Annotated in this window: 20 protein-coding genes; 2 read left to right on the top strand and 18 right to left on the bottom strand. The window is 45.2% G+C overall.

Annotated elements, in window-relative coordinates:
• Positions 1 to 132 precede the first annotated feature (132 nt).
• The 8 genes from MHB85_RS13240 to MHB85_RS13205 all read right to left on the bottom strand — a co-directional run bounded on the left by MHB85_RS13240 (position 133) and on the right by MHB85_RS13205 (position 10,597).
• Positions 133 to 2,091: an ABC transporter permease gene (locus MHB85_RS13240; RefSeq protein WP_091016786.1), complete on the bottom strand. Its 1,959-nt coding sequence runs from the start codon at positions 2,089 to 2,091 to the stop codon at positions 133 to 135.
• Complete coding sequence (locus MHB85_RS13235; RefSeq protein WP_105598505.1) at positions 2,066 to 2,836, bottom strand: ABC transporter ATP-binding protein; 771 nt, start codon at positions 2,834 to 2,836, stop codon at positions 2,066 to 2,068. The genes MHB85_RS13240 and MHB85_RS13235 overlap by 26 nt, the downstream gene beginning before the upstream one ends.
• A gap of 312 nt (positions 2,837 to 3,148) precedes the next feature.
• Positions 3,149 to 4,132 (bottom strand): sensor histidine kinase, encoded by a 984-nt coding sequence (locus tag MHB85_RS13230; protein WP_146117029.1) that lies wholly within the window; start codon positions 4,130 to 4,132, stop codon positions 3,149 to 3,151.
• A complete protein-coding gene (locus MHB85_RS13225) occupies positions 4,129 to 4,833 on the bottom strand; it encodes a response regulator transcription factor (RefSeq protein ID WP_047842720.1) in 705 nt (234 codons plus the stop codon). Before MHB85_RS13225 ends, MHB85_RS13230 begins: the two co-directional genes overlap by 4 nt.
• Before the next feature lie 41 nt (positions 4,834 to 4,874).
• Complete coding sequence (gene nagZ / locus MHB85_RS13220; RefSeq protein WP_244660888.1) at positions 4,875 to 6,215, bottom strand: beta-N-acetylhexosaminidase; 1,341 nt, start codon at positions 6,213 to 6,215, stop codon at positions 4,875 to 4,877.
• A gap of 398 nt (positions 6,216 to 6,613) precedes the next feature.
• Entirely contained in the window at positions 6,614 to 7,717 is a 1,104-nt protein-coding gene (locus tag MHB85_RS13215; RefSeq protein WP_091016790.1) for an NADH:flavin oxidoreductase, read from the bottom strand.
• Between the two features lie 335 nt (positions 7,718 to 8,052).
• The gene (locus MHB85_RS13210; RefSeq protein ID WP_341073064.1) at positions 8,053 to 9,366 is read right to left on the bottom strand and encodes a hypothetical protein; all 1,314 of its coding nucleotides are present in this window, start codon (positions 9,364 to 9,366) and stop codon (positions 8,053 to 8,055) included.
• A gap of 181 nt (positions 9,367 to 9,547) precedes the next feature.
• Complete coding sequence (locus MHB85_RS13205; RefSeq protein WP_091016793.1) at positions 9,548 to 10,597, bottom strand: 2,3-butanediol dehydrogenase; 1,050 nt, start codon at positions 10,595 to 10,597, stop codon at positions 9,548 to 9,550.
• A gap of 387 nt (positions 10,598 to 10,984) precedes the next feature.
• On the opposite strand from MHB85_RS13205, the gene MHB85_RS13200 reads away from it, so the two are divergent.
• Positions 10,985 to 12,022 (top strand): LacI family DNA-binding transcriptional regulator, encoded by a 1,038-nt coding sequence (locus MHB85_RS13200; protein ID WP_210107964.1) that lies wholly within the window; start codon positions 10,985 to 10,987, stop codon positions 12,020 to 12,022.
• A gap of 185 nt (positions 12,023 to 12,207) precedes the next feature.
• On the opposite strand, the gene MHB85_RS13195 is transcribed toward MHB85_RS13200, so the two are convergent.
• Together MHB85_RS13195 and MHB85_RS13190 are read right to left on the bottom strand one after the other, a co-directional pair.
• A complete protein-coding gene (locus MHB85_RS13195; protein WP_091016795.1) occupies positions 12,208 to 13,176 on the bottom strand; it encodes a D-2-hydroxyacid dehydrogenase family protein in 969 nt (322 codons plus the stop codon).
• A 159-nt stretch (positions 13,177 to 13,335) separates the two neighbouring features.
• Complete coding sequence (locus MHB85_RS13190; protein ID WP_341073063.1) at positions 13,336 to 13,917, bottom strand: TetR/AcrR family transcriptional regulator; 582 nt, start codon at positions 13,915 to 13,917, stop codon at positions 13,336 to 13,338.
• A 286-nt stretch (positions 13,918 to 14,203) separates the two neighbouring features.
• On the opposite strand from MHB85_RS13190, the gene MHB85_RS13185 reads away from it, so the two are divergent.
• Entirely contained in the window at positions 14,204 to 15,424 is a 1,221-nt protein-coding gene (locus tag MHB85_RS13185; RefSeq protein WP_341073062.1) for an MFS transporter, read from the top strand.
• Position 15,425: 1 nt separating this feature from the next.
• On the opposite strand, the gene MHB85_RS13180 is transcribed toward MHB85_RS13185, so the two are convergent.
• The 8 genes from MHB85_RS13180 to MHB85_RS13145 all read right to left on the bottom strand — a co-directional run bounded on the left by MHB85_RS13180 (position 15,426) and on the right by MHB85_RS13145 (position 25,794).
• Positions 15,426 to 15,587 (bottom strand): hypothetical protein, encoded by a 162-nt coding sequence (locus MHB85_RS13180; protein WP_155985038.1) that lies wholly within the window; start codon positions 15,585 to 15,587, stop codon positions 15,426 to 15,428.
• A gap of 14 nt (positions 15,588 to 15,601) precedes the next feature.
• Positions 15,602 to 16,075: an SRPBCC family protein gene (locus MHB85_RS13175; RefSeq protein ID WP_091016800.1), complete on the bottom strand. Its 474-nt coding sequence runs from the start codon at positions 16,073 to 16,075 to the stop codon at positions 15,602 to 15,604.
• Positions 16,076 to 16,236: 161 nt separating this feature from the next.
• Positions 16,237 to 17,322 (bottom strand): HD-GYP domain-containing protein, encoded by a 1,086-nt coding sequence (locus MHB85_RS13170; RefSeq protein WP_036608620.1) that lies wholly within the window; start codon positions 17,320 to 17,322, stop codon positions 16,237 to 16,239.
• A gap of 283 nt (positions 17,323 to 17,605) precedes the next feature.
• A complete protein-coding gene (locus tag MHB85_RS13165; protein ID WP_192131918.1) occupies positions 17,606 to 19,441 on the bottom strand; it encodes a UbiD family decarboxylase in 1,836 nt (611 codons plus the stop codon).
• A gap of 212 nt (positions 19,442 to 19,653) precedes the next feature.
• Positions 19,654 to 20,991: a sensor histidine kinase gene (locus MHB85_RS13160; protein ID WP_341073061.1), complete on the bottom strand. Its 1,338-nt coding sequence runs from the start codon at positions 20,989 to 20,991 to the stop codon at positions 19,654 to 19,656.
• Positions 20,988 to 21,656, bottom strand: coding sequence for a response regulator transcription factor (locus MHB85_RS13155; protein ID WP_341073060.1), 669 nt, complete (start codon positions 21,654 to 21,656; stop codon positions 20,988 to 20,990). Before MHB85_RS13155 ends, MHB85_RS13160 begins: the two co-directional genes overlap by 4 nt.
• A gap of 27 nt (positions 21,657 to 21,683) precedes the next feature.
• On the bottom strand, positions 21,684 to 23,648 hold the full coding sequence (locus MHB85_RS13150; protein WP_341073059.1) for an ABC transporter ATP-binding protein/permease: 1,965 nt from the start codon (positions 23,646 to 23,648) through the stop codon (positions 21,684 to 21,686).
• Positions 23,649 to 23,841: 193 nt separating this feature from the next.
• Positions 23,842 to 25,794 carry an S-layer homology domain-containing protein gene (locus MHB85_RS13145; protein ID WP_341073058.1) on the bottom strand — a complete coding sequence of 651 codons (1,953 nt, stop codon included), beginning with the start codon at positions 25,792 to 25,794 and terminating at the stop codon, positions 23,842 to 23,844.
• Positions 25,795 to 25,860: the final 66 nt, after the last annotated feature.

Genomic DNA, 25,860 nt, shown 5'->3' with positions numbered 1-25,860 from the left:
ACTCCATCCTTCTAACTGCTTGAGAAACTATGTAATGATACATTCTGTATCTAATGAAATAGTACTGTGCCTTAGCTAGAAAAGTCAACAGACACCGAGCGATGAGTCCGGTGTCTGTTGGGCCATGCTATGTTAGACTAATTTGGAATACATGTGACGCAGGTACCGCCAGCGCACAAGTGCAAAATACAGGATCTGCATGGAAGCAAAGACCAGGAAGATGCGTAGACTGTATCCGAAGACCGAGAAATCAACCAGCTGCTGCAACGCTACAAAAGCGACCGAGCTGTGGATGACCGCCACCAGAATCGGCAGGAAGAACATAAGCAATAGCTGCCTTGTTACGATCTTACGGAGTTCGGGACGACTCAGTCCCATTTTGCCAATCATGCGATACTGCGCTTCATCCCGTTCTAGATCTGCGTAAAGTCTGAAATACGTGAAACTTGCTGCAAAGGTGAAGAAAACAATGCCAATCAGACCGCTCAAGATCAGAATGATCCCGTTTGTTTGTTTGGAATTAAGCCAGTCCACCACAAGCGCGCTGACCTCGTAATAACCTTTGTCCGAATGATCATCTTGAATGGATTTGATCAATTCAGGAGCAAAGCTGCGTGTACTCATCCAATCTTTTACGACAAATTGCGTCGTTCGCATGGAATAGAAATCTTCAGGCATCCCCACTTCCTCGTTATACGCCGGTCTCAACTTCTCAAACAATTCGTTGGTTACAACGTAGAGATTAATTTCATTTTGATAAGGAATCACAATATCGGTACCAGGTGTCACTAGCCGAATCTGTTCCGACCGATTATCAATCTCCAGCTTGACCTCCGCCCCTGAGAATCTTTGTTCAGCCTGTTCACGGTACTTCTTACGAACCGCCAAATTACTTGGTGTCATAAATGACTCATCAACCTGTTTCAACGTACGTTCTTCGTACCCAAGTGCCTTCGCCAGACGGTTATAATCACTCAGTTTGATGATCCTTCCATTATTATTTTCAGATATATGAACATAACTGCCCTTTACGTAGGGAACTTGATGATCAATCAACGTTTCTTCAATCTGCCGAATATGTCGCTCGGAGTTGGGAGTATCCCAGTTATTCATATAACTGAATGCGTACGGATTCGACATGGACGACAACCCCGGGTCAGCAATAGCAAGCATGGTGCCAATTCCCGTAAATGAAGAAGCTGAAATGATACTTACCATGAAAAACATGATGGCGTTATCTTTCATTCGATAGGTAAGTTCAGATAGGAAGAGCAGATTGGTTTTACGGAAAAACAACCTTGGATTTCTTTTCAGTGTCCGAATGATGTATACACTGAGCTGTGTGAACAGAAAGTACGTACCTGCAATAACAACCACGACACTTGCGAGTAATAACGGAAAGGAGAAGCTTATCCATACAAAAGTGAATACTCCTGCATAACCCCCACCAATTAACAATACGGATAACAAGGCGAGCAGACGTGAGGCTTTGGGTTCCGGTTTCGGTTTTTCCTCTGATTTCACAAGGTCAATTAGCGAACCTTTCCGTATGAGCAAGGATGACGACATCGCAATGATAACAAACAGCAGCAGAAATGCACCAGCCGTCAGGGCAATGCCTTTTAGCGGAAAATAGAATCGAAGGCTGTTCTCAACAGCCAGCATGGAGCCACAGATCAGCAGGATCAATTTGCCGAAAATAATTCCGAGTCCAATCCCGGTAATGATGGAAGCTAATCCGATACACATGTTCTCCATAAACAGAAGTCTGTTCATCTGTTTACGTGTCATGCCAATGATCAGGAAGATACCAAATTCCTTTTTGCGCGTCTTCAGAAATGAACCAACGGAGTAGAGCAGGAACAGGAATGAAAAGATGAATATAATGATCTCTGCAATCACAAACCCCTGATTCGCAAGCAACGTAACCGTCCCACTTGATCCCTTTAACCCCGCTTTCAAATCGGGATGGAACAGGAGCAATGCGTAAGTAAAAAAGATCATAACGGAAAATGTACTGCTCAGAAAATGAGCCAGATAAATTCGTTTGTTGCGAACAACGTTATTAATGGCGAACTGGCGAAAATTCATGTCCTGAACCTCCCATTAGGGATAATACATTAATAATCTTCTGGTAAAAGGCTGCGCGATTATCGCCATAGTGAATTTCATTATACAGTTTGCCATCCTTGATAAAGACAACCCGACTGCAATAACTTGCAGCTACTGCATCATGAGTGACCAATAGCATCGTAGCCCGATCCTCCTGATTGCGAGTTTCGAGAATCTCCATGACATCTCTTGCCGCCTTCGAATCCAGGTTGCCTGTTGGCTCATCGGCCAGAATCAGCTTCGGGGAATGGATAAGCGCTCTGGCAATGGCCGTACGCTGTGCCTGTCCTCCTGATATCTCATATGTCCGTTTGTTCAGAATACCCTCGATCCCCAGCTTGCTTGCCAGCTGTTCCACACGTGTGTTCATCTCTGCTAGCGAAACACCGTCAAGAGTCAGTGGCAGAACAATGTTTTCCTTGACTGTCAGGGTATTTAACAGATTGAACGATTGAAAAACGAACCCAAGCTCTTTGCGGCGGAACAGAGCGAGTTCATCCTGATTCAATTCAAACGGATTCTTCCCTGCAATCCGCAGTTCGCCTGATGTTGGATGATCAATGGTTGAGATCATGTTCAGCAGCGTTGTTTTGCCACTACCCGATGGTCCCATGATGCCAACAAACTCACCTTCCTGAATACTGAGGTCAATACCTGATAACGCTTCATAAGATACGATGCCTTTGTAGATTTTACTGATCTGTTTCACAGAACAAATCTCCATGGTTACAACTCCTTAGTGATGTATGAATTCAAAATCAAGTTACTTTTCATGCTGTGTGCATGCGTATTGTGCGTGGCCTTTCCTGTACTCTTATGACTACAGTCTATCGAAGTTTCAGCCATTCTCCTATGGTTTAACCTTTCATCAACATGACAATGTTGTAAGGTTGCATCATGAACATCAAAAAGACGCCTTCGCCCCGATCAGGCAATAGACGTCTATACTTACACTTACACTGTAATTCATACTCACACTCATACTTCTTTAATAAAATAAACACCTCATGTCCCAATCTTACCTCAATCTGTCACTTCAGGAGCTGAATGTGATTCGGGCGGTCGTTCCTTCGCCGTACACAGATTCAAGATCAATCCGATGATTCATCCGCGTTAACACTTCTTTGGCAATATACAGCCCCATGCCTGTGGACTCTTTGAAATGCCGCCCGTTCTCCCCGGTGAAGAAAGGTTGGAATACCCGGTTTAGATCAGACTTCGGAATTCCGATGCCCTGATCCTGCACTTCCAGCATGATAGAGCGTTCCTCTTCATATGCACGCACATAGATCTTTTGCCCGCTGCCCGCGGAGTACTTTATTGCGTTCGACAGTAACTGTACCAAGACAAAACGAAGCCACTTGGCATCGGATTGCACAACCAGCGAAGGTTCTATATGCATCTCTGGATAGACGTGATTGCGAATAAAGAATCGCTTGAGCTCATGGATCGCTTCTTCCCCAGCGGTCTTCAGCATCACAGGTTCCACACTGAAATCCTGTTCGAAGGTATCCAACCGCGCCACATACAGCACAGTCTCCAATCCCCGTCTCATCTGGTCCGCTTCCTCCCGAATGCTTATGAACCGAGGATCATCATCTTCCTGACCTTCCAGGGTCAACTCAATGACGGATAACGGTGTCTTCATCTGATGGACCCACTGGTTCATGAATGTCAGATATTCTTGCTGCCGTTGTTCCAGCCGATGGAGATGAGCATGGTACTGTCCGTATTGTGAATCCAGCAGCTTTTCCAGCGCCAGTGATAAAGGACTTGTTTCGTTCAATGGTACAAATTCCTTCAGCGAATCCATCGATCGTGACATCCGGGTATAAAAGGAGCGATGTGAAAAATAACGATACACCAAATATCCGATGTATAAAAATAATCCCAACGTTACGGCATAAGCAGCCGTGATCCAATCGTTGTAACCGTCATACCAGAATACTGCAACAACGGTGAACAAGATGGCAACAACCCAGCACGTTAAAGCGAGATGTTCTCGTATAAACAATCTCATGATGGTGAAGAGGCCTTCCAGGTATTGTTCAATCGGTAACCAGAACCTCTGACCGTTTCCAGTGCGTCCGTAATACCAAGTTCGGCTAAGCGTTTACGCACCCGAGTAACGTTAACGCTGAGTGTATTGTCATCCACAAAAGAGTCATCCCACAGCTTCTCCAGGATTGTCTCTCTGCTCACAAGCTTTGGACTGCGGCGCAGTAACGTTTCCAGCAGGATCGTTTCCTTCTTCGTCAGCTGCACTTTGCGATCACCAAGCTGAATCTCCAGTCTTTCCAAGTACACGACCAAGCCGTCCAGTTCCACCTTGCGTTCTTCATCACGTGCAGCATAGTCCCCATATACCCGGCGCAGCTGACTGCGAATTTTCGCTATAACAATCTCATGCTCAAATGGCTTCGTGATATAATCATCCGCCCCGTTCTCCAGTGCCATGACCTGATCCATCTTCCCACTCCGCGCGGAGATAAACAAAATGGGGCATGTGGACAGCGTACGAATCTGGCGGCACCAATAGAAACCATCGTAACTGGGCAAGTTGATATCCAGAAGTACCACATGTGGCTGTACCTGCTCAAACTGTTGCACAATCATCTCAAAATCCTCGACCAGAACGGCCCGGTCCCCGTAGCGTTCAATATGTGATTTCAATAATCCCGCAATCTTGGGATCGTCCTCTATTATCATAATGGTATACATTATTGGATCTCACCTCTGGCAAAATCATAACACAGGATTTATTATCTAGCATCGATTTGCTTACGCCAATCCACAATATCTGCATTCAATTGCTTCAGGTCTCCAGAAGCTTTCTGATCATCGGATAACTTGTATTGTTGCTTCAGCGCCAGGATACGATATACACTTTCATCAATTCGAGACTCAGAGATCTCACCTGACTTCACCGCACTTATTAGCGTATCAAAAATCGTCTTGGCACTCTCATAACTGTGAGCTACCAACAGAATGTCACTTCCTGCTTTAACCGTTGCCAGGGCTGCCTGGTCCAACTTGAAGTTCTTCGCGATTGCACCCATACTCAGGTCATCTGTGATGACCACACCATCATACTTGAACTTCCCACGCAAATGTTCACCAATAATGACATCCGATAAGGAGGCTGGATGATCCGGATCCAGCTTCGGGAACAAAATGTGTGCAACCATGACCGCCTCTACCTGCTCCTTCACTGCGGCCTGGAACGGAATCCATTCAAGCTCGGCCAATTGTTTTTCCGTTTTATTCACGACAGGCAGATCGAGATGGGAGTCCACGGACGTATCACCATGACCCGGAAAATGTTTCACTACCGGAATAATGCCTTCTTTACGTAGTCCCTTCATCTCTGCAATCCCCATACGTGACACCAGTTCTGCCGAGCTGCCGAATGAACGATCTCCAATCACCGGGTTCTTCGGGTTACTGTTCACATCCAGCACAGGAGCAAAGTCCACATTAAAACCCGCAAGCTGAACTTGTCTGGCCAGCAATTCGCCCATTTTTTCAGCAAGCGCGCTGTCTTTCGTCTCCCCTACCTTTCTACTGGAAGGAATGGATTCCACCGTCTCCGGCATACGACTCACTTTGCCGCCCTCCTGATCCACACTCATGAAGATTGGTACCGGGTTGGACTGATTCGCTTCCTTGATGGATTGCACAAACTTGGCTGTTCCCTCTAGTGTTGATACATTGTTGGCATAGAAAATAATGCCCCCTACCTTTTGATTCGTAATCATCTGTTTGGCTTGATCATCCAACGTCGTCCCTTGAACACCGGCTAGTATCATCTGTCCAATCTTCTCTTCTAACGTTAATGAACTGAGCTGCTCCTGCACCGGATCGACTTCCTCTTGCGGTTCCTCTTGCACTTCTTCCTGCGGTGGAGCGGTATTCTGCTCCGGCGATGAGGAAGATTGCCCTGAGTTGGAGCCAGCATTGGAGCCGGTATTCGAGTCCGTTGCGGAGGAAGGTTTCTGTGCTTGGCCACATGCCGATAAAAGCAGAATGATCCCCAGCAGAAGACATATCATATGCAGTGGTTTTCTCCATTTTTTGTTCGAGTTGTACCTATAGTTGTGCAAGGATATTCATCCTCCTTATGTAATGTCATCTTGGCAACCCTTAGGTTCAGGCCTAACCTTATCACAAGGTGAATGATTTTCAAAATAAGCGCTTCTGAGGATTGAATCGTTGTGCTGACATATATGCAGCGAAAAAAATGGTTGCTATAGAACCTGAAATATGGAACTAAATGGTGTTGTGACCAAGCGCGTGCGGGACTTGTGGGGATAATCAATAGGAGCAACGGTGCAGGAAATGATTTTCTATTGTGAATTTTTCATATGGTGAAATTATTATTATAGGAAGCTCAAAAAGCCGCCCAAAGGCGGCCTATTTGTTCGTTTTTGTTTTACTTTTCGTTGTAAATCGTTGCCGTTCAGTGTTAGTTCACCTTTCACCAAACGTTTTTAGGTTTCTATTAATGGAGTGTTTGCAACACTTCCGTTGTAAATGGAATGATTTCGGATATGCGACCTTCACGAACTTTGGCAGGCCATTCGGGATCACTAAGCAGAACACGACCCAAGGCGATCAAGTCAAATTCATTGTTCTCCAATTTCTCATTTAATAGATCCAAATGGGCATCTCCTGTTCCCTGGTTCTCGGTTGCTCTATCTACAAATTCAGCTTCAAGTCCTACCGATCCAACTGAAATAGCTGGTTTGCCAGTGATCTTCTGTGTCCAACCCGCCAGATTCAGCTCAGATCCTTCGAATTCAGGTAACCAGAACCGCCGTGTAGAGCAATGGAATATATCCACGCCAGCAGCACTGAGTGGTGCCAGGAATTGCTCCAATTGTTCTGGCGTTTCCACCAGACGTGCCTCATAATTTCCCATCTTCCATTGGGAGAACCGGAGCACAATTGGGAAATCAGGACCAACCGCCGCACGACAAGCTTCTATCACTTCAACCGCAAATTGGGTTCGACGTACCAAATCACCACCATAATTGTCGGTCCGTCGATTCGTCTGCTCCCAGAAGAATTGGTCAATCAGGTATCCATGGGCTCCGTGCAGTTCAATGCCGTCAAACCCGATTCGCTGTGCATCCGCTGCCGCTTGGGCAAATGCCTGTACAAGACCTTGAATCTCCTCTTCCGTTAATGGTTCATGTGATGGTTCACCTGCCATGCTAACCCCTGACGGACTTACTGGCTCAGCTTCTGCGTTAGGCAAGTCACCGGAACGACGTGCTGTACCCACATGCCACAATTGTGGCATGATTTTGCCACCCGCTTCATGTACTGCTTTCACTACATTAACCCATCCTTGCAACGAATCTTCACCATGGAATAATGGAATACTGGCTCCACTAACCGAAGATGGATGATTAATGCCTGTACCTTCCGTTATGATGAGCCCCACTCCACCTGCTGCTCTGCGACGATAGTATTCAGCAACTTCTGGTCCAGGTACACCCTCTGGTGAGAAACCGCGAGTCATGGGTGCCATAACGATTCGATTAGACAATGTTAGCTTGTCCGAGGTGAAAGGTTTGAATAATGCTGAAGGTACGTTCATAGTACATTGCTCCTTTGCAATTGGAAGTGTGGAACTCCGCATCTACATGAAATGCGACATGCTTTTGTATATTGTAACACGTGTAATCCAGTTGACTGATTTAGGATTATTTCTCTATCCATTTTAGAGTTTCTTAATTTTATTTTCAAATTTTCGAAGTGAGTCGTTCGAACTAATCTTTTAGATAAAAAAAAGAAAGCTACCTTAACGGCAGCCTCTGTTTGATCACACCACCGAAGCAGTCTGACATTCACTCTACTACATCTTAACGAATTTTACCGGTCACCAATAATGTGGATGCGGCATAGTATATAATCCATAATCTCCCTTCCAATTTAATTAGCATTCACGGGGATATCACTGCGATTCACTCGAAGCAATTTCCCTGATGAAGTCGATAACACATCCGGATCGGTACCCAGACCAAAGTAGAAGTCACCCTCGTTCTCTTCAAAAGACTTGGCATAGGTGTCCTGGGTAAAACGTAAAATCTCATTCCATGTGGTCAGATCCGTGGATTGGTAGACCCGATTGATATACAGATTGGCACTTTGGCGAGTATACGTAAGCACATACACCTTGCCATCACGCAACAGCACATCGGTTGGGAGCGCCTTGGCATCTGGCAGATTAACTCGTTTGGCCTGGTTAATATCTGTCATAACATTCAAAGATTTGGGCAGCAGCTGCCCATCATTGAACACGCCTCCCGCTATATAGAGCAACTTGTTATTGAAGTTAACATTTTTGCCTATTTTATTATAAGGAATCGTGCCCGTTTGATAGGTTAGTCCAGGTAACATTTTGCTACCATAGATGACAACATCCCGTTTCTCAAGCTTTTCGTTAATCTCCAGAATATTAGTTTTGTCATTCCATATTTTATTGGCAGGATACATCATACCAGATGCATATAACTTGCCATTAAGATGGAACATGGTATAAGCCCGGAAACCAAACGTATTAATGGTAGCATATTTCTGCCAAGTTTCACCTTCATTATGAGAGATTAATATCGTTGGTTTCGAGTCTGTCCCCAGCGCGGCAAACATCTTACCCTGATAAGATGCCAAATCGTATACGTGTACACCCAGCGGCAGATTGCGATATTTGGTCCACACCTCTCCATCCAGACGATAGAAGTTACCCAGTTCCCACTGTTCACTATCAGAATCATTGCCAGGAATATACAACTTATCGTTTAGTACTCTGTAGATATCAATCTGTTCCTCATCCACATACATTTTCGTTGATGGCAAGATGCCCGGGTTGCTGTTAGTCACCGACTGGGTCTTAAATTTCGCATTCGCTGTATCATAATAAATGACTGGAATAGGGCCTGAATTTGGAGCTACGCCCAGATTGCTGCTATTTCCGTGGCCCAAATATATTTTGCTGTTGTACAGTTGCATGTCCCAGACGTTATTAGCATATGGTGTTTTGGTAAAAGGTCTGCCTAGCAGTTCGATCTTCGATGTTACATCCGCTGAACTGATCGGTGCATTCGACACCTTGGCAAGCCCACGTTCCGTCGCAGGGGGTTGACTCGTTGACGTGGTGTTTTTCGGCTTGGAGTTTCCCATAAGCATCCAGCTCATTCCTGCGACAATGGTCAAAATTACGGCTGTCCATTTTGTATGTCTCTGCATGTCCGCTTCCTCCTTCATTTTTTCATCATCATTACCTTCACACCAAGATGATACAATTTGTATCTTTTTATACTATGTAAAACCACCCGCACATGCAACAAATTTCGCCCTATTTATACAAAAAAAGTAGACAATCACATCTGCTGATGTGCTGTCTACTTGTTCTTACTCTATGTGATTTCTATTCAGCTTTTACCAAAATCTTAACCTGATTTTTCTCTTTCAACAGTGCTTCAAATCCATGCTCTACCACTTCATCCAACGAAATCCGTTTGGTCACCAGCTTGTCAGCCGGGAAGAAACCTTTATCCATCAGACTGATAACCGCCGGGAAAACATCGCGATAACCAATAATGCCGTTGACCGTCCGCTCTTTCATAACAATAGAGTTCGGGTGAATCGGTGCTTCCTGTTCAAAAATGCTGACGATCATCAACTCTCCACCAATACGTGTTGAATCGATGGCTTGTTGCAGAACACGTGGAACACCGGTTACTTCATAGGCTACGTTAACGCCACCTTGTGTACGCTGATGGATCTCTTCCACGACATTAAACTGCATTGGATCAATCACAATGGCACCGAGTTCTTCGGCTTTTGCTTTCCGTTCATCCGATAACTCCACCACATAAATATCCGACGCTCCCGAAGCTTTCAGCGCTTCGATGACCAGTAGTCCGATTGGGCCTGCACCAAACACGGCTGCCGTATCTCCCACTTTTAGCTTGCTTTGGCGCACAGCGTGAAGTGCTACAGCTGAAGGTTCAACCAATGCACCTTGCTCATACGAGATTGAATCCGGAATGGCATGTACCATGTTTTCTGCAGCAGTTACATACTCGGAGAATCCTCCTCCGCCTCCAGCGAGTCCAAGGAAACCCATTTTATCACACAGATTGTATTTGCCTTGTTTACAAGCTTCGCAGTGTCCACATGCATAGATCGGTTCTACAACTACACGATCGCCTGCCTTGAAACGTGTAACGCCTTCGCCTACCTCAACCACCTGTCCTGAGAATTCATGCCCCATGACTACAGGCGCTTGTTCCCCTGTTAGCGGATGTGGTGCTTGAGCCGGAATGAAAATCGGACCCGCTGTGTACTCATGCAAGTCACTGCCGCAGATGCCGCACCATTCCACTTTTATTTTGACCTTCCCTTCTTCAGGGTGAGGTTCATTAATATTCTCCAGACGTAAATCTTTGACTCCATGCCAACGTAATGCTTTCATTCATTTCATCTCCCAGATCATAATATATGATATAATCGGAAACGTTTCCGTAAATTAAATATGTCACATTTTAGATACGCTGTCAAACATATTTCTCCACTAATATGTCTATTTCGTGATCATATCGGGTTTAATTAAGAACGCTTACACTTTTATTAAAGTTAATTTAGCGGTATTGTTTAACCGGTGTAATCCAAGTTATTAAGATATATCCTGACAAATAATATTGCAGACGGAATGAAATATAATCATACTTCGGCATAAATGTGGTCCAATCACGGGATACTTCATGGATCAAATGTTATAATTAAGTTATATACTTATCGTGAAGTGCATACATATCCCTAAATATTCGGAATCGTTTCCGATAAAGTGAGGTACCGTACATTGAGGAAAGAACAGAAACTGACGATCAAAGATGTGGCTGAGCGTGCCGGCGTGGGCATCGCTACCGTATCCCGGGCCATCAACAATTCAGAAGGCATAAGCATTAAAACACGAGATAAGGTGATGAAGGCCATTGAAGAACTGGGTTTTGTACCCAACACCTCCGCACAGAGTCTGAAAATCCGGCAAACGCACCAGATCGCGCTCGTTGTGCCCGACATACGTAACGCCATTATTCCGGATATTTCCTGGTCTGTTGAGCAAACGGCGAAGCAGCACGGGTACCATGTCGTTCAGATTAACACGGCAGGCAATGCCCGAACCGAGTTGGAAACGATACGTAATGTAAAAAAATTGCATGTAGATGGATTGATCTTCATGCCTCTGGCCTATCCCAAAACGTTACCGGGACTGATTGATAAAGCCCCGCTCCCCATCTCTATGATTAACTACGGCAAGAAACTGGAACCCGGAATGAGGGCAGATATCGTCTCTCTGTCTCAACCTGAAGGCAAACTGGTGATGGAACATCTGTTCAAAATCGGCCGGACTCGAATCGCTTATGCAGGAGCACCGAAGGACATTATTGAAGAGCGCTTCCGTGCTTATGAGCAAGCTGTAGGCCATGTGGACATTTCTCTCGTCTACTTTGGTGAGGACTTTTCATTGAATACTGGTGCCAATGCTGCAGATTATTTCTACGGACTTACGCATATGCCAGATGCAGTCTATGCCATTAATGATATGGTTGCCATCGGATTGGTTAATCGGTTCAAGGAGTTAGGGGTTCGTGTACCTGAAGATGTGGCTGTTGTGGGTGTGGATAATAATCAATGGACGACCGTCACATCTCCTCAGATTAGTTCCGTGTCCATTATGGGCGAAGAAGTCGCCAGACTTGCTACCGAGCTGTTGTTAAAACGAATTCGGGAGATGAATACGACCGATTACGAACACATCCAATTTGAACCACGCTTAATCGTTCGTGAATCAAGCGTTGCCATGATTCATTCCTCCCAGCGAGGACAACACAGTTAAATTTGTTTTGGTGAGGGGATGGGTCGGTAGGAAAGAATATATTTTACGAATATCCCTTTATGCGGTGTCCTGCTACATAGATATACTAAAAAGGTGTTGCTCAGGTCTAACTCTCTCCTGGCAGCACCTTATTTGTCGTTGATTCTATATAACTATAGCAGAGTCATACTCCGCATACGTTTATTCTAAGAAAGCAGTTGCCTGATGGGTGTTCCCTTCAAGAACATCTCTATATTTCCCACGGCATGATTATAATAGATCTCATAATTGCCACGAGTTACATAACCCAGATGCGGTGTGGCCAGAACGTTGGGCAATGTGCGCATCACATGGTTAACCGGCAGCGGTTCCTGCTCATATACATCCAGACCTGCACCAGCAATCACACCACTCTGCAATGCCTCTACCATAGCTTCCTGATCGACAATGCCCGCTCGCGACGTATTGATGAGTAGCGCACTCGATTTCATTTGTTGAAATTCGGCTTGTCCGATCAGATTCCGCGTACGATCACTTAATACCAGATGAATGGATACGATGTCACTCTGTGCAAGCAATTGCTCTTTGGTCTCGGACCAGATGACACCATGTTTTTCGGCTTTCTCTTGTGTTAGATTCTCACTCCAGGCCATCACATTCATGCCAAATGCTTGTGCAATCTCAGCCATGCGAGTGCCTATCTTGCCCAAACCGAGCAATCCAAGTGTTCTCCCATACAAATCCAACCCTACAGTGCTCTGCCAGTTTCGGTTAGAGCGAAGTGCATTATTTTCCGTAACCAGTTGTCTGGACAGCCCCAGAATTAGTGCCCATGTAAGCTCCGTCGGCGGATTAGAGCTTCCCTCGGTTCCACACACAATGATCCCTTTTTGCTCCGCAGCCTTAAGGTCTATGGACGCATTGCGCATACCACTTGTAATCAGAAGTTTTAGCTTAGGGAGTTGCGAAATAACCCTCTCCGGAAATGGTGTACGTTCCCGCATCAGGACCACAATATCGAAATCTTGCAATTCCTGAATGACTTTTTCTTCCGAGCCCATATAGTTGTTGAATGTCTGAATCTCCACCCGATCCATCAACGAACTCCAGTCTGCCGACGTCAACGCAACGTTCTGATAGTCATCCAAAACGGCACAGCGCAACTTCGTATTCATCCCTGATCTCCTCCTATATCTGCTCAAGTCTTAACTGTATTGTAGCAACTCCGGCCTGATCTGCCCAATGCCCTCAGACACAGATAAGAGAAGGGAAACAACTTCCATCATCCTTGTAAAATGAGGTGCTCTGCATCAATTTCATAAGTATCATTCCGATTATTGTAACAAAGACAGCGTAACCTGGATACTCTGCTCTACAAACAAGCGGTCCGGTCCTGATTTCATCAGTACAGTCAGTCCAATCATGGATACTACCAAAGACTGTGCGACCGCATTTGCGTTCATGTCAGTAGACAACTCCCCGCTCTGTTGCCCTCGTTCTATCGTTTCTTTGAAAAGAACACCCAGGTACATCTGATGCTCCCGTGTAAGGACAGCGAATTTGGGATCATGTGGAGCCAGCTCAACCATCGTATTAATGCAAAAACAGCCGTGACTAGGCTCGTTTATACTTCCCTCTGCTCCTATATGTTCAAACAGCCCACGAAAGGCCTCTCGCACCGTGGAGCCCTGTTGAAGTCTGGCTCTGACTTGAGCCGCATGCTGAGTGGTATACCTGCGAAGTGCTGTTTCAAATAATTCCTTTTTATCGCCAAAAGCCGCGTAAAGACTGGGACGTTGTATGCCCATTGCGGTCGTCAAGTCATTTAAAGATGCCGCTTCGAACCCTTTGTCCCAAAACGTATGCATCGCTGCATCAAGTGCTTTATCCGTATCAAATTCCCGTTGTCTAACCATACAATTCACCTCTTTATGTATCGATCAGTATGTTTATATTGTAATCTCACTCTTATTACAAAGTCAAAACCTAATAACAGAAAAGGAGTTTTTAGCTATAAATGAATCGAAAAAAATCAGGAATACAAGCGATCTCATGGTTATTTTATCGTCGTATTCTATGGGTAAATAATCTTCAGTTTAACCCTCACCCAATTCTCTGTTGACAGAATTCACGCAAATAAAGTATGGTTATCCCGAAAAATAACATACCGATCAGTACATAACAGAAAGGTGACAACTACTCATGCAAACTTCTTCTCCAGATGCACAATTATCCAATAAGGATCGTCCTGCCATGTCACGGTTAGTTGCTCTTCTTTTCGCCGTATGCAGCGGACTTGCGGTCGCCAATATTTATTACGCTCAGCCTTTGCTGGACTCCATCGCTCAAGAATTCAGCCTCTCTCCATCATCCATAGGGATTGTCATCACAGTGACTCAAATATGTTATGCCTTGGGGCTGTTCCTTCTTGTTCCGCTTGGTGACCTCTTAAATCGCCGCATGCTGATCATCATTCAAATGCTCTTATCCGTGCTTGCACTGGTTCTCGTAGGAAACGCACAATCCAGTTCACTTTTATTCACGGGCATGGCTGTCGTTGGTTTGTTAGCCGTCATAACGCAAACGCTCGTTGCATTTGCTGCACACTTGGCAGCCCCTTCCGAACGTGGTCGTATTGTCGGGTTGGTAACCAGCGGAATCGTCATTGGCATTTTGCTTGCACGAACGGTTGCAGGTACGCTGAACGATTGGCTCGGGTGGAGATCGGTGTATCTCTTCTCCGCGAGCCTTACATTACTCGGAATTGTCGCCTTATTTTTTGTTCTCCCAAGGCAGCAATCCCCACAAATGAAACAAAGCTATATCCAATTACTCGGTTCCGTCTTGCAACTGTACCGTGAGTTGCGTGTGTTACGAGTACGAGGTGTGCTGGCAATGCTGATTTTTACAGCCTTCAGCATCTTGTGGACTTCCATGGTTCTGCCACTAAGTAGCCCTCCACTGTCCCTGTCTCATACGGTCATAGGTGCATTCGGTCTGGCTGGAGCGGCTGGAGCACTGGCTGCCGCCCGTGCAGGTAAACTCGCCGATCGGGGCCTTGGGCAGAAAACAACCGGTGTCGCCCTTGTCATTCTGCTCTTGTCCTGGCTGCCCATCGGTTATGTCCATCATTCCCTCTGGTTCCTGATCCTGGGTGTTATCCTGCTTGATCTCGCCGTGCAGGCCGTACATGTTACCAACCAGAGCCTGATCTACGAAGTTCGCCCCGAAGCACAGAGCCGCCTGACGGCAGCTTATATGATCTTTTATTCCATCGGCAGTGCAACAGGCTCCATCGTTTCTACCCAAGTGTATGCATGGGCGGGCTGGACAGCCGTATGCTGGTTAGGTGCTGGCGTTAGTGCAGCAGCCCTTGTGTTTTGGATGATCGATCGTTATATGCATCGGAATCTCGATCGTTGAATTAGTCCAGTTTATTCCACACTACAATAAAGAGGGTTGCCAACGGACCAAATAACAGGGAAATCAGAAACCAGTTCCGACCACTTCTGTTTTTTCCCTGAGCCAGTCCGGCATTAATCAAGGCAAGTGTGCCCCAACCTACAAAATATTCATTATCCATCAAACGTCTTCTCTCCTTTATCCGTTTAATTCCGGCTGCTGCTCCAGTATCACTTTGAGTTTACGATTACGACTCTCCAGAAATGCCAGCATATATCTCTTCAGCACAAGACGCTCCGTTGCCCATCCCAACAATCCAAATGGCGCTTCAAATCGAAGTGTGTCTCTCATGCAAGTCATTTGATCTCCGCATTCGCTAAAATGATGTTCATGTCGCATGCTCTTGAAAGCCCCTTTCTCCATCTGATCCACAAAGAGGAACGGTCGTTCAAACTGCACAATTCGGGACTTCAACTTCTGTCTGATACCAAAATGAGTAGCCTGAAATGTAACTGTATCCCCTGCTCCAATTCTTCCTGTGGTTACTCCTGCGACTGCTCGCTCTCGCGTATGTTGCCAGACGGTCTGAGTATGTATATTAATATCCCGGGCATAGTCAAAGCACCGTTCAATCGAGGCATGTATCGTAATCTCGGTAGTCACTTCAATCATGGCGATCGCTCCTTGGCAGGAAAAATAAGGTCTTTGCAAAGTATACGCTTGCTTTCTTGGTCGAACAACACATTTAGCATGATATAACAAAAAACGGGTCCCCTGTCTTCGTACAGGAGGCCCGTTCTCAATATAAGTAAGGAATACAGATCATATTTAGATTAAATAAGCAATTCATCAATGGCAAGCGTACGCTCTTTGGAGAGATCGCGATATTCTTCAGACTCCACTTTGATGAGTGGTTTGAAAATATCAGATGTATTGTTCATGACAATAACTCCTTTTTCTCCATTGCTGAGCAATACCTGTTTCCCGATGAAATTAGGAAGCAAATGTTGCATCAATGCCTGAACCGGTTTTTCATTCAATTTACCAAATCCCATTCCATAGATATCTCTAAGGTTGTTGATCAGATTTGGATTGCTGCCTCCGTGGTTCCCGGATCTCATGCCTATATAGATATCCGCTACAGATACAATCTGGGTATATGGATGAATTTCACTTTTCTCAAGTTGCATCGGATAACCCGACCCATCTTCCCGCTCGTGATGTTGCAGAGCAACCAGTGCTGTCGCTTCATCCGTCATCGAATTTTTGATAATTTCATGACCATATATCGTGTGACGCCGCATTTCAAGCTGCTCATCAGCCGTCAACGGTTCTGTTTTGTTCCGAATCCGGTGGGAAACTTTACACTTTCCAATGTCATGCAGATAACCACCGCGACTAATCTGATAACTCTCCTTCTGAGAATATCCAAGCCAATTCGCAAGGTAGAAGGACAACAATCCTACCTGGATTGAATGTGTATAGTTGTTGACGTCATCCCGCTCCAGCATCATCAGGAGATGAACGACATCTTTCTGCTCATCCAGTCCTTCAACCATCGGTTGCAGTGCATCATCCACCATGGTGGCGTTGAACTTGCCAACGGTCAGAGCTTCGAGAAAAGCATTTTGATAATTATGTACAGTCTGAATAAATTGGGACTTCAGCTCTTCTTCAGGCGGTTCTTCCTTCGTAGTTATCCCGGAAGCGTGCTTGGCGGCTGCAGCAAAAAATTCTGCTTCAGTGATTTCCTCTTCGCGTGATTCAATATCTACATAATCTACACGGTGCTGCATAAGCAAGGTGATATCCTCACCTTTGATCACAGTTCCCTTCCCGAGAACGTGTAATCCTGCATCGCTGAATGTATCCGCAGTTAGACGGTCTCCGTCTTGCAGGTTCATAATATGGATTCTCAAATCGGTATTCCCCCTGAACAATTCATTATAGTAACAGCACCCAACGGAACGGGGCCACAAAAATACCTATACTTCTTTATATCGTTATAATTCTTCATTTCATACATAGTTCAAACGACCTTAATCACAATGGTAAATACGAACACCTAAGACTTTATCCTCACTCCAATATCCAAATTAGTCCCGGTTTTAAACTTTTACACACTTTTGTGCCTCATTGCCGGATCAGAGTAAGCCAAAGAAGTTCAAACGCTCCGTTTGAACTTCTTCAAGACATCTCAAATTAGATTTTGATCGAACCCAGACTAGCACCTTTAACAAAAAATCGTTCAATGCTCTTCTCGACCGAAGCATCGGGAATCAGCGGCGGTGCCTGATGGGGTTTGGTACGTGCATCAATAATCACCTGATCACAACCCCAATGCTTGTGGTCATACCCGCTGTTAACCCCATACATATCATGTGAAGGGTTGCTGCGAGTAAAGGTTGCCCATAAGAAGTTGCTGAGGTTAGCACTCAGGAACGAACTGTCGTCACATAGAATGATCATCGGACACGAGTCCAGGCCTCCCTGTTCTTTCAATAGAGATGTGAATGCTTGCATCTCCTGTGCTGTATTCGCATAACTCGTAAAGGCCGATGTCTGGATCGAAACAATACCCGGCATGATGAGCTGTGGATTCTCATAACCACGAATGTTTTTCAAAGACCCCGGCACTTCCGTGCACAACTCTCGAACCTTGTCGCCATATGCTGCAAAAACAACTTTGCTGCCGCTGTTCAGTCCTGTACCCGAGTAATCCAAAGTATCAATCGTCGTATGGGTATGGAAATGAATATCCCGCTGCATATCCATACGCTCCAAGATATAGGTTAGGAATTCAACTTCCTTGTGGGTATCCAGAGGTTGCTGATCCTCAGCAGTAATAAACAGGTACTTCGCCAGACTGAGCTGACCCGTACCCAAAATGCGATTAGCAATCGTGAGCAACTCTGTCGGCTGCTTCACCGCCTGATACGGCGTGTAACGTTCACTGCCGATTGCAAACAGCAATGGATGGACCCCTGCCGCATCGACCGCATGCACTTCTTTGACACCAGGAATCTCCTGTTTAATCGCGTCTCCAGTAATCTCATGAATCAAATCACCAAAAGCCGTATCCTCTTGCGGTGGTCGACCAACAACCGTAAACGGCCAGATAGCATTAGGTTTGGCATAGACTTTATGCACACGCATTAGCGGGAATTCATGTGTCAGACTGTAATAACCCAGATGATCCCCGAACGGACCTTCGGGTTTTGTCTCTCCTGGATAGATATCACCCGTGATGACAAAATCAGCATCGTTACTGATGCAATACCCGTCCTTGTAACTGTACCGGAAGCGACGTCCGGCGAGCAAACCGGCAAATGTCATCTCACTGAGTCCTTCAGGCAGAGGCATAACCGCTGAGAGTGTATGTGCTGGTGGACCCCCAATGAAAATACTCACTTTCAGTGGTTCTCCCTTTTTGACCGCTTTGGCTTGATGTATACCGATTCCGCGATGAATCTGATAGTGTAACCCTATTTCCTTGTTCATTTCAAAATCATTGCCATTCAGTTGAACCCGATACATCCCCAAGTTTGAATTCATGATGCCTGGTTTGTCCGGATCTTCCGAATAAACCTGTGGTAACGTCACAAATGCCCCACCGTCCATAGGCCAGTGTTTGATGAGCGGCAGATCCGAGATTTGAATCTCTTGCGCGGACACCGGCAGGCTAATAGATTTCTGTTTTGGCAGCGCCTGCCAAGCAGCAAGACCTGTTTGGACATGCTGAAATGGCGTCTTAAGCGCCTTCATGGGATCGTCACGAACTGCCATGACCCGTTGTACGCCTTCCAGCGTACCGCGGAACATGAACTTGCTTCGTTCCACCGTGCCGAACAGATTGGATACGGCCTGGAACTTTGAGCCTTTTACATTTTCGAATAACAACGCCGGGCCTTTAGCCTCGTGCACTTTCATGTGGATCGCTGCCATCTCCAGATGAGGATCAACCTCTTCTTTGACCCGAATCAAATGACCATGCTGCTCCAGATCGTTAATACAATCTTCCATATTGCGATATTTCATTGGATGGCTCCATTCTGTGTATGATAAATTAATTAAGTTCATAGATTCACATAACGTCTCTTCTATTTTATCAAATGATTCCCTGCTAAACAAAACTATATATGAAATTTTGTCGAGTATCCTAATATCAAAAAAGCAATATGAAGCAATCTGAATCCTGAACGCACAGGAACCGATTGTTTTCATATTGCTGCTTTCTATTCTGGCTTGCCTTAAGTTGTAATGCTCGATCTGGGAATCGTGACCATAAACTGCGTACCTTTTCCTACTTCGCTCTCTACATCAATGGTACATTGATGCAATTTCAAAATTTTAATCACAATGGACAACCCTAACCCATTGCCTCGAAGTGAGCTGCTTCGCGCTTTGTCCACCATATAGAATCGATCAAAGATATACGGGAGGGCTTCCTCAGGTATTCCTTGTCCAGAATCTCTAATCAATACCTTCACGAATGAAGATGTCGTCTCAATCTCGACATGAATGGTACCCTTAGGGCCGGTGTATTTGATCGCATTGTTTATTAAATTCTGCCAGACCTGATCAAACAAATCTTTGTCCACTGTGATCTCGCAGGGCAACAAATCCAGTTCGATCTGTATATCCTTCTGCGCCCACTGCGGCTCCGCCAGTAAAATCGCCCTTCTTAATTGTTCATCTACCTGGAATGTGGTGAAATGAACCGGATGATGCTCTGAATCCAGCGAGGCTAGCCGGAGCAGATTATCACTGAGCCTCGATAAGCGCAGCGTTTCCTCATAAATAATATCCAAATGCTCTTTCTGCTCTTCTAATGGAATAACACCATCTTGTAAGGCTCTGGTGAATCCTCTAATTGATGTGAGCGGAGACTGCATTTCATGAGAGACGTTGCTGACAAAGTCATCACGAACCGAATCGATTTTTTGCAACTCACTGGCCATATGATTAAAGCTCTCCATCAGTTCCCCAAACTCATCCTGATTATTATGTTTCAACCGAACCGACAGGTCACCTGACGACATCTCCTTCGCTGCAACCGTTAATCTCTTAATTGGTTTCACAATGTACCCGGACATGAACAGGATCAGTAGGCTACCAATGACCAGTACTGTTAATAGTGAGGTTAAGAGCGTGTTTCGCAGTGTATGAAAAAGAGAGGAGAAATCACTTTGAATCAGAAATGTGCCGATCCCCTCGTTTGTTCCGGGAACACCTATGGTCGCAATTCCATCTTTACTGGACATGAACATTGCATCGGTTGTCCCCGCCTCAAATAGCGAATGAACTTTATCCTCTGGCAAGGAAGACAACACTTCACTTTGTTGATTCACGGGAGTAATATTCAAGCCGTAGCGGGCAAAAATACCCAAGCTAGATTTCACTTTTTCCGGATCATCAATCAGGTTAATCATTGTAGCGATGTCTTCAGCAAAGGTAACCATAAAACGATTCGGCGCCTTTTCGCGGGACCCGTTATTGATCATAAAGGAGAGAATTAAACTCACCAGAACAATCCCGATAAACGTAGCTACAATTCGAAGTCGCAGGCTCTTCCTCAACATGTTCATGTCCGCTCCAGACGATATCCAAGTCCTCTTATCGTTGAGATCACTAGCTCAGGTACAGGTTCAAGCCGTTCCCTTAACCGTTTGATATGCACGTCGACCGTACGCTCATCGCCTTCATAATCGATGCCCCATAGATCATCTATAAGCTGTGTACGTGTGAATATTTTCCCTGGCGAACTCGCCAGAGAAAATAACAATTCACATTCCTTCTTTTTCAATTCGATGGTTTGTCCGTCCGCAACGACCATCAGATTGCCCAAATCAATCGTTACACCGCTGATCTGAATGATATTTGATGAACTTTTGTTATATCGTTTCAATAACGATTTCACACGCAGGATTAACTCCACAGGATCAAAAGGTTTAACCAGGTAATCGTCTGACCCGGCATTAAATCCTCTGACTTTGTCCTTGGATTCTCCCTTGGCTGTCACTATCAGGATCGGAATATCCAGATAAGACCGGATATCTTCCGTCAGTTCAATGCCGTCGATTCTCGGCATCATTACATCCACAATTGCCAGGTCAACTTTCGTATGAGAGAGAAGATCTAACGCCTCTTGACCGTCTGCTGCTTCCAGCACGGAAAATTGATTCTTTTCAAGATAGATTCGGATTAATTTGCGGATATGGGAATCATCGTCAACCACCAGAATCGTGTTCATGTAACCCTATCCTTTCCGCCATTGGTTTTATTCGTATCGCAAGGATTCCATCGGGTCCAGCTTCGCCGCTTTTGATGATGGCATCAAACCGGCCACGATACTAATCGCCGTACTTACCACGAGACCAAACAAGATGTAATATCCAGAGAGATTAATCAGTTTTGCTCCAAACGCATTGTCAAGAAGTATATTTAACACATAACTTATGATCACTGCAAAGATTACCGCAATAATACCACTAAATACGCCTAATAAGGCAGATTCGGAGAAGAATATTCGCTTGATATCCTTCTTTCTTGCTCCAATCGCCCGCAGTATTCCGATCTCTTTCGTCCGTTCAACGACACTAATATAGAGCACTACCAATATCATGATACCGGATACGATCAACGAAATGCCTGCAATACCCGCGAGTACAATGGAAGCCATACTTACATATGTCGTAATATTCTCCATGACCTTGGCCATCTGGGAGCCTGCGAAGCCAGCGTCAACAGCAGCTTCATTGATATCATTTACATATTTCATATCGGTTGCATAGGCGTTAACCTGAATCGGTCCAATCGTTATTCCTTTGTCCGAGTACATTTGCTCTAACGTCTCTGATGAAATGTATCCCGGGGATTGTTGCATTGGAGATCGTTGACCTGCCGCTTCATAGATCCCTGAGATGGTTACTTCTTTCTCCAAAATCACTGGTTTATTATTGCTATCCATCTCATTGATATATAGAAACACAGACTTGCCGATCATGGTTTCAGCTTGATCATTTCCGCTTAATTGTTTCGCTGTATCGAGAGGTAACAACATCTGATTTTCTACCGGCAGAACACCAGTTGTCATCAGTGCTGGATCAAAAGCATCCGTTAACGTCGTTAACTGTGTGAGTCCTACACTTTGTTTTTCATTCACCATAGTGGATTTGCCTGTAATAGTTGTAATTGTCTCTACATGATCCACATTAGGAAAATTACGAATCGTCTCAACATCAGCTTCGGTAAAAGGTTCACCTGGTGCCATCAAGGCCTCAGGACCTTGCATGTCTTTGGCTTCTTCACTCGGCTTGGTTATATCCACAAGCAAAGGATCCATACTTGAATTGATTTCGTCATTCATATATGTCGTTATTCCATTCCCCAAGGAGAGCATCAGGAGTACACTTAATATACCTATAGATCCACCCAATGCTACCAGTACATTACGCTTGCCGTTGAGTTTCATATTTTTAAGTGCCATCTTGAATGAAGCAAGCAAGCTCAGGCTCCGGGAAGAATCCTGACCACTCTCGTAAACAGCCGTAGAAGGATCTTTCAGGTGAATATCGTCACTAATGCGCCCCTCTTCAACCTTCACAATCCGTGTACCGGAGTCAGCGACCTTCTGCGAGTGAGTTACGGCAATCACCAGCATTCCTTTTTTGGCTATACTGTCGAGCAGAGCGAGGATTTGATCTCCGTTTTCCCTATCCAGAGCACCCGTTGGTTCATCTGCAAGAATAATATCCGGATTGTTGGATAACGCCCGTGCGATGGAAACCCGTTGCTTCTGACCGCCAGATAACTGGTTGGGACGTTTGTTCAGATGATCCTTCAGCCCGACCTCTGTCAAAATATCAACAGCACGTTGGTTGCGATCCTTCTCATTGGTATCCGTCATTTGCATCGCAATCGTCACATTTTCGAGGACAGACAGATGCGGGATCAGATTGAAATTTTGAAAGACAAAGCCGATGTTATTCTTCCGATAATCATCCATTTCTTTCTCGGTCATGGAACTTAAGTTCTTGCCACGAACAACAACGTCCCCTTCATAATCAGAGTCCATGCCACCAATGATATTCATCAGCGTTGACTTACCGCAGCCAGATTCGCCAAGGATGGAGACAAATTCCCCTGTCTCAAAACTTAAGTTCAAACCGTGGAGTACCGGAACTCTTTCTTTTCCATATAAGGTGTAGGATTTCTTCACATTTTTAACTTCTAGTATTTTCATATGGATCTCTTCCTCTCCTGATCAAGCACAATATCTATCTATTTGATGTTCATATCGTAACAAATCAGTATGAACTGATAATGAACTGGACCATTGCACCTATAAGAGGTTGTTCAAAAGAACGATATGTAAAAAAACCTATACTTCCTTGAAGCAAATCATTTCAAGGAAGTATAGGTTTATCGAATTATTATTAGATCAATCCGGCTTTTTGCAGCAATCTTTTCACAATCGCCGCTGACTGCGCACGACTAATGTCTGCCTCTGTCATCAGCTTGCCATCAGCACCTTGTACCAGATCTTGTTTAATCGCCGATGCAACCGACTCTGCTGCCCATGCTTGTACTTTAGCACTGTCGCTGTATGAACTTATCAGACTGGTTGTCTCTGAAGCATCAGCCTGTGCCAGACCGACCAGTTTCATCGCACGTGACACAATGGTCAGCGCTTCAGCACGAGAGATTTCACTGTTCGGACGGAAGCTGTCGTCCGCATAACCCGAGATCAATCCGTAGGACACGGCCGTCTGAACCTCATCCTCATACCATGTGCCTGTCTTCACATCCGTGAACGATGCTGTTTCTGTGTTATTCGGGGAGTGTAGACCCAAACCCCTTAACAGAACAGCCGTGAACTCCGCTCGCGTAATACTCCGGTCTGGCGCAAATACGTCATCACCAGTACCTTGTACGATCAAACGCGATGCCAGATCTTGTACGTCATCACGACTCCAGTGATTCGTTACATCGCTGAATGTTGTCGGGTGATAGATCAAGGCGTAAGTACTGTTCGTCAAGCTGTTAATAACAGCAGAATCATGTCCATTGCCTTTGATAACCTTAGTCGGCACGTGCAGAAGGCTGCCATCAGGCTGAAGTACAACACCAGTCGTGATCTTTGAACCATCCACTCCCTCTGGCAATGTGATGGAGCGCTCTACATAAGAGTTGAAACGATCCACATTAACTTGTTGTCCATTCCAGATGGCTTTTACTTCAAAATCAACTGGAGCTGCAACGACCGAAGTGTTCTGCATCTTATCCACTGCGGCCTGAATGGCTGATTGCTTGGATGTGGCACTAGGTGTAATAGCGATTTGAATGGTGATATCTTCCATTGGAACAGTGCTTCCAAATTGGTTCAGAACCTGATCAATCTGAATCTGATTTGCCGGGAGAGTGTACGTACCACTGTCTGTCTGAATGACAACTTCGGCATTACTTCCTTCCATCGTTTTAACCAATTTTCCGTTCAGTTCACCAACGACCGCACCCTTGCCAGTACCTGTAATCGGCAGTAGAAGCGTTTTTAGTCCACTTCCAATCTGATTAATGACTTTGTCATTATCCACGTGAACAGTGGTGGTAACCAGATTGTTTACCGTTGATGTGGTAGCCGATGCAGATTGTTCCTGTTTCTGTCCGTTGACATAGATGTCTACACCTTTGTTTACCGCCGGAGTCGATGGAACAGGGGTAATGACAGGGGAGGTTGGCGATACACTTCCTCCTCCACCACCCGAAGAGTTACCAGGGTTCGGTGTAGGTGTCGAACCAGAATTGTCACCACCTGAGTTTGCTGCTGTAATTGTGATTGTTCCACCGGACAATTCAGTGTAGCTCTGATGTTCTACATTCGTAAAATGCCAATGTTCTGAATCCGTTTGATCTACGGATAGCTGTTTCGTTCCAGGCGTCGCGTTGCTTTTGGCTTTGACCTCCATATCAAATAATTGGGTTTCATCTACAATTGAATGGTCACCCCCGGTAAAATCAACCCATATGATTCGTACCCAGCCTTCCGCACTGTTAATTTCGTACTGAAAATCTGCTACACCATCTTCATTTGGGGATGTGGTGATGGCGTTGATCGATTTAGGCGTGATCCGAACAATTTCCAGTGCAGACGTATCATAATCAATCTGCATATTATAAGCTTTCACCCCGAAATATGACTTCTTCAATGCAACAGGTACATGAACGGTCTGCCCTGCTTGTACGCTTACATTTGCAAATTGTACTTGTGCTGGTTCTACCGGTTCTGCTCCAGCTACATTTGGCAATATGAGCGAAGAGAGTAATGTCAGTGCGATCAGACCTGACATTGTTTTTCTGATTCTAGGACGTTTCTTCTTCGGTTGAAACATGTGATAGCCTCCATGTCTGTATCAATTGATAGATCGTATGGTAAAGATAGAAAATGTATTGTTATT

Source organism: Paenibacillus sp. FSL K6-4396 (genome assembly GCF_038002525.1).
In the GTDB taxonomy this organism is placed as follows: domain Bacteria; phylum Bacillota; class Bacilli; order Paenibacillales; family Paenibacillaceae; genus Paenibacillus; species Paenibacillus amylolyticus_B.
Note: the sequence above shows the minus strand (reverse complement) of the source record. Positions and strands in the feature narration are given on the sequence as shown.